This window comes from Paraburkholderia diazotrophica, assembly GCF_038900755.1.
GTDB classification, from domain to species: domain Bacteria; phylum Pseudomonadota; class Gammaproteobacteria; order Burkholderiales; family Burkholderiaceae; genus Paraburkholderia; species Paraburkholderia diazotrophica_A.
In genome coordinates, this window is the sequence record NZ_JBBPEN010000042.1 from 1 (window position 1) to 5,519 (window position 5,519).

General features: G+C 61.1%; 7 protein-coding genes and 1 pseudogene. All 8 read right to left on the reverse strand.

What is annotated here, in order from left to right:
- Window positions 1-15: 15 nt before the first annotated feature.
- Window positions 16-624, reverse strand: a complete 609-nt coding sequence (locus AABE10_RS35890) for a hypothetical protein (RefSeq protein WP_342937791.1) — start codon at window positions 622-624, stop codon at window positions 16-18.
- Between the two features lies 1 nt (window position 625).
- Window positions 626-1,444, reverse strand: coding sequence for a PRTRC system ThiF family protein (locus AABE10_RS35895; RefSeq protein WP_342937792.1), 819 nt, complete (start codon window positions 1,442-1,444; stop codon window positions 626-628).
- Entirely contained in the window at window positions 1,441-2,079 is a 639-nt protein-coding gene (locus AABE10_RS35900; protein ID WP_342937793.1) for a PRTRC system protein A, read from the reverse strand. Before AABE10_RS35900 ends, AABE10_RS35895 begins: the two co-directional genes overlap by 4 nt.
- Window positions 2,076-2,801, reverse strand: coding sequence for a PRTRC system protein B (locus tag AABE10_RS35905; protein ID WP_342937794.1), 726 nt, complete (start codon window positions 2,799-2,801; stop codon window positions 2,076-2,078). The genes AABE10_RS35900 and AABE10_RS35905 overlap by 4 nt, the downstream gene beginning before the upstream one ends.
- Window positions 2,802-2,811: 10 nt before the next feature.
- On the reverse strand, window positions 2,812-3,954 hold the full coding sequence (locus tag AABE10_RS35910) for a PRTRC system protein F (RefSeq protein WP_342937795.1): 1,143 nt from the start codon (window positions 3,952-3,954) through the stop codon (window positions 2,812-2,814).
- A 96-nt stretch (window positions 3,955-4,050) separates the two neighbouring features.
- Window positions 4,051-4,269, reverse strand: coding sequence for a PRTRC system protein C (locus tag AABE10_RS35915; RefSeq protein WP_342937796.1), 219 nt, complete (start codon window positions 4,267-4,269; stop codon window positions 4,051-4,053).
- 11 nt (window positions 4,270-4,280) lie between these two features.
- Entirely contained in the window at window positions 4,281-4,745 is a 465-nt protein-coding gene (locus AABE10_RS35920) for a PRTRC system protein E (RefSeq protein WP_342937797.1), read from the reverse strand.
- Between the two features lie 84 nt (window positions 4,746-4,829).
- Window positions 4,830-5,519, reverse strand: a pseudogene (locus tag AABE10_RS35925) (PRTRC system ParB family protein); the annotation flags it as partial.

Here is a 5,519-nt window from a genome sequence, read left to right on the forward strand (position 1 = left end):
GGCGTCACTCGTGCATCAGGCGGACTTCAGCCCGCCGTCGTTGCCCTCTTCTGGCCAGCAAAGCCAGAAGAAGGCGAAACCCAGCCCGAGAACGTCGGCCAGCATCTGAATCAACTGGCTCGGGTCATGGCTGGCAAGATATTGGCGCCCGTCGTGCAGCAACGTCGAAGCGACGAAGTAGATAACGACGAACGTCCCCGCGAGCAGCGCGCGGTTGCGCGTCGTCGGCTTAACGAAGATGCCCCAGAACAACGTGAACAGAGCGCAGAGCGGGAACGCCCCGAACAGATGTTCGATGCCGCCCGGCGCCCAGCGTCCGAGGTACTGGATTTCGTCGAGACGGAACCAGACCTGATACGGTTCGGCAAAGCCTTCATAGCGGTGAAACGCCGCCAGAAAGAGCGCAATGAGGGTAATGACGAAAGCGCCCGCGTGCGAATGGACGGTGCTTGCAGTCCGCGCGGGCGCGGTGTTAGTGAAGAAATTTTTCAGCATTGTTTGTGCTCTGAAACTCTGAAAAGAGGTTGGATGATTGTTGCGTAGGGATGCAGCGACAAGCAGCACTGCTTCTTGGTATAGCGTTTCAGACCTCCAATACATGCCGCTTCCCGAAGGAAGCGGCATGTCAGTTTGCTGCGGCGGATTTCCGGCTCTTTCGAGCCTTCTTTTCCTTTGGTTTGGGTGCCTCGTATCCGAAGCGCGCCCACGCAGCAGGGTCAGTCGCGACCGGATTCGTTCTCCCCGTTGCGAGGTTCACGAACACAGCCGACCAGTCGAGCGAACCGGTTCGAAACAGCGTCCACAACAGATTGAACGCATGCACCGAGATCGCCTGATTGATGACCAGCGACTGCTTTCGCAGCGCGTCAGCCATCGAGCATGAAGGCGTATCGTCGCCCTTGTCGTTCTTCGCGTTCAGCAGGTCGGGAAACAGATCGCCCACATGGGGCAGCCTGTCGTGCCGTGCCTTGCCGAACTCGCCGAGAATGACCTGGCCGCGATCCGTCTCGTTGCCACAGTCGAGGTAGTAGGCGCACGACCCGCGGTTCGCGGCCTGCACGATTGCGTGCCGCGCGCGCCGTGTGTCGACACAGCCGATCACGAGGTCCGCGTGCAGCCGGACACTCGAATCGACTCGCCGAGCTTCAGCAACCCAGCGCGTTCCCATCAGGTTGTTCAGCCGGTTCACGAGCAGCAACGCCTTATACTGGCCGACGTCGTTGGGATAGAACCCTTGTCGACCGACGTTCGTCTCGCTGACCGTGTCGTCGTCATACACCGTGCACTCGATTCCACCCGGGTGCCCAAGCTCGATCATTGCGTGGTGCAGACGCGCGAGGCTGGGCAGCAACGCACTGCCCGTGCCGCCCGCGCCGACAACAACAACCTTCCAGGCTCGCGTAAGCATGTGCTGCGGAATCCGGTGTTTGATGGCGGTACTCATGCCGTCACCTCCGAATCCAGCGCCACCCGCCACGTTTCAGGAATCCCGCCCTGCTTCTCGAAAATCCCCTTCACGCATAGCCGGAACGCCACAGACGGCGCACGTTCGCAATGACCGAGCACGAGCGCGAGCTTCACGTCGTGCCGGTCATCGTCGTTGTCCGTCCGCGAGAAGAAGGCCGCGCCCGAGCCATGCGAATGGCAGTCCACCACAACGCTCTCGCCTTCGTCCAGCACAGGCCGCTCGTACCTCAGATGGCCCGGACCGTGCGACAGCGACGGCAGCGGCACCGTGCGGAACTGGCGCGTATGCCGATTCCAGACGATCCAGGCGCCCGCCTCGTTGGGCAGCGCGGCCCGAGCAATCTGGTAAAAGGCGGACACATGCTCAACCGGTATTGCGCCACAGAGCAGCTCCGTCGATTCGGCAACATCGCCGTAAGGAATTGCGGTGGGTGCGTCATACCGCGCGACGCGCCGAACCACGCGAATCCATGGCCTCAGCACTTCGAGCCAGATACCGTTGGCGGCGATCAGCAGCCGCTCGCCGTAGGCGGTCATGGGTTCCACCGCCTCACTGCGCGGCACCATGACCGACGGGAACGACTTCTGAAGAGCGGTGTCGAGGGCGTTCATGCCACACCTCCGACACGACCGTTCACCAGCGCCTGCACCGCGAACTTCATCGGCACAAGGCACTCCAGCGGAAACGAGTCACCGAATTTGCCGTCCAGCATGTCGCGCCAGAAGGCATATTCACCGTCCTTGTACGCCACGCGTTTGCCGCCGGCGTTCGGATGGGTGAATGCCGACTCGAAGAACCCCGCTTCCCAGCGAGGGATCGACGCGACATCCACGCGCTTCGGAACGCGTGCCGTCCCAATGCAGATGCCTCCGTTGTCCCAGGTGTTGAAATACGGCGGTTCATACAGCTTCGTGTCCGCAGCCGGCCGATCGTTTCCAGCGACTGCAAAGACGCGGAACCCGGCATTCGCCGCCTGGAACACGAGACCGGGATGCGGCACGATCGCCGAGCGCTCGCCAAGGGTCTGGCATTTGAAGAACACGCGACGCATGCCCGGCGGGCACCACCACGTCACAGCAGAGGGGGAGATTCCCAACACTGTGGGCGGCAGAAATTCCGCTTTCGGTGCCGCATGCTCAGCCAGCTTCGTGAGCGCCGAGATGAGTGCGTCACGTTGCAGCGGCCGTCCTGCACCGATTGTGGGACGACCTTTCACGAGGGCAATCGGGTGCGCCGTTGCGAACACCGTTTCTTCGTCCTTTGCGCCATACAACAATAACGCGGACTGAAGCGATACATCCGCACTGGCGCGGCCAGTCGAGATACCAGACATGGAAAACTCCTTAAACAATATGCGTCACGAGCGCCAGCAGGCTGTCGAGACGTTTCAGGATGGAAAACCCGAGCGTCCAGTCGGCGTACTGCCGTCGGATCGCGCGCGCGTTGTTGCCCAACGCGATAAAGCCGTGGTATGTCGTGGCTTCACCGCTCTGGGATTCACTATCGAAATGACAGTCCAGGATGTCACTGATGAACTCGTTGCCATCGATGACAATCCCGCAACCCGCGTAGACGGGATTGGTCTCGTACGAGGCGTCAAACAGTCTTTTACGGCGCGTGCCGTGCATCAGCCGGTTCAGCCTTAGCAGTTCAGTGCAGACCCGCCGGACCGTTCCACGACTTCTGGAACGTAGGGCGAGCAGCTCTTCGTCATCGAGCGCAGGACGTAGCCGCCAACGACCTCCTGAGAACACGGAAGGCTCCGCGTCGTCGGGACACAGCATCGGTCGTACCGTCGAAGGCAGATACGCCTTTCGGGCCTCTGCGTCTTCGCCAAAGCGCTCCTTGAGCATCTCTTCCGCATCCGCGTCAGTGATGCTTTCGTCGCCTTCCCAGTACCAGCACGCAAACTCGTACATGAACCAGTCCGGCGTGCGCATCCAGACGGTGCGCCAGGCGGCACGATTGATGACGGACATGACCGTACGCAGGAGCAACGGGTGCGCCGCGCGTAGCTTGCTAACCATCGGCCCGAAGGAACAGACCCACTCCTCCGGTGACTCCAGCGCGAAGAACAGAGGCGAAGGGTCTTCGTCGTTGCTCGCCGTGCCGGTGTACCGGAGAACGTCCCGGACCGCATAACTATCGAAGAGACGGGGCTGTATCGTGATGCGCGCCAGCGGCCCTGTGTGGCGCTTCGCCCAGGCAAAGAAGGCCTGCTGGAACGCGTCACCGGCATCGATCGGATCGTTCACGTCCGCTGCGCGCAGCGGGCCGTGCAGGAAGTGCTTCCTGACGATCCCCGTCAGTGACACGTCCTCGCGCCACTTCACGCGTGCGACTTGCGGAACATCGTCGCCGATGCTCGGAAGCGTCAGAAAATCAGCGGCAGGCCCACGTCGGGCAAAGGGAGCGCGTGGCGGTTGCCACGACCCACCGGCGCCGAGAGCGAACCGCGAATCAGTTGTTGAAGGATCGAAGAGCATGAGCTGCCTTCCTCGTCATATAAAAAAACCGCCCTTTCGGGCGGTTCCTGGTTGAATGCGCCGTCCTTACCGGACAGGGCTTTGAGCAAGGCGTCCTTACGCATGGGAACCTTTGGCCCCAGCAGCGCGGACGAACGTGTAGCGCATGACCGTCCCCTTGATTTCAGGCCCGTCTACGGCGGCCGTCGTAAGTTCCGGATACTGCGCGGTATAGAGATCGCGAACCTGATCGGGGGTGAACGTGACGCCCGGATCGGGCAGGTTCATACCGTTGTAGGCGAATTCGCGAGTCACTGCGGCGATGGCGATAGACATGGGAAATCTCCTTATCCGAGAAGCGACAGAAGGTCCGTGCCCTTCGGCTCGGTCGATGCAGCGGCAGGCGCAGATTCAGCCGGTGTCGAATCCGACGCTTGCGCATCATCATCGTCAGCGTCTTCATCATCGCCCGCAGTGCTGTTCGATGCCGGCGCTGAAAGCGCTTTTTTCGAACCGCCCTGCAGCGTCTTTTGTGCCTTGCCGACCTGTGCCTTTTTCGCCTCGTCAAGAATTGCCGTCGTGACGGCGACCTGCTCCTCGAGCGACTTGTGCGAACCTGTGTAGGTCAGCAGCGCGTTGGCAAAGCCCTCATCGAGCTCTGCTGCCGTTGCCGTAAGCATGAGCGGCTGACGTAACGCCGGGTTCGATGCGCCTTGCGGCACCACGAACACGGAGAGTTGGTCACCCGAGGCCTGCAAGGTCATGACGACCTTGCCCGCCGCGCGTACGAGCGCTTCCAGTTGCTGAAACATGAATAACTCCAGAAAAAAGGAACGCCGCGCGGTGGCGGCGTATACATATAGAGAGGAACGGGACGCAGAACGCGCCCCGCGATTTCAGAACTTCAGCACCTTCGGCAGCTTGCCCGTGTAGTCGAAACCTTCGACCTTGAGCAACGCCTCGATGACTTCCGCCTTCGATTTCGCGAACACCTTCTTGAAGTTGTCGCCAAGTGCGGCCCGAATGCCAATTTCCTCGGCGAGCACAAGCATTTCCGACTTCGTGATGAGCTCCAGAAACTCCTTGTCGAGCTTCCAGTGCTTTTTCAGATCCAGCTTGTGCGCCTTGCACAACTGCGTCAGGTTGGTCACCTCCAGACCTTCGATCGCGGCAAACAGCATCGCGATCATCAGGTCCGCCTGTTTGCTTTCACCCACCGCTTGCACTGCGTCGACAGCTTTGGGCAGGTCGGCCAACGGCGCTTCGCGGTCTGCAATCTTCTCGAAGAACTTGCGAAATGCGCCGTCATCGATCTGACGGGCATGACCACTCAGCACGACTGCAATCAGATACTGGCGAGCCAGTTCGTGATTCATGCCGATGTCCACACGCAGCGCCTTGCGCCACAGCTTCACGCGATACGCCTTTACCCGCTCGGACTCGGCGATTACCGTGACCGACGGGTTCGTGGACGCGGGGGCACTGGCCGACTTGCTGCCGGTCCCGGTCGCGCTCTTCGCCGCGGGCGCTGACTTCGCACCATCGGCCTGTTGGGGCTGCTTCGCAGCCTTTTCAGCCTTGATGCG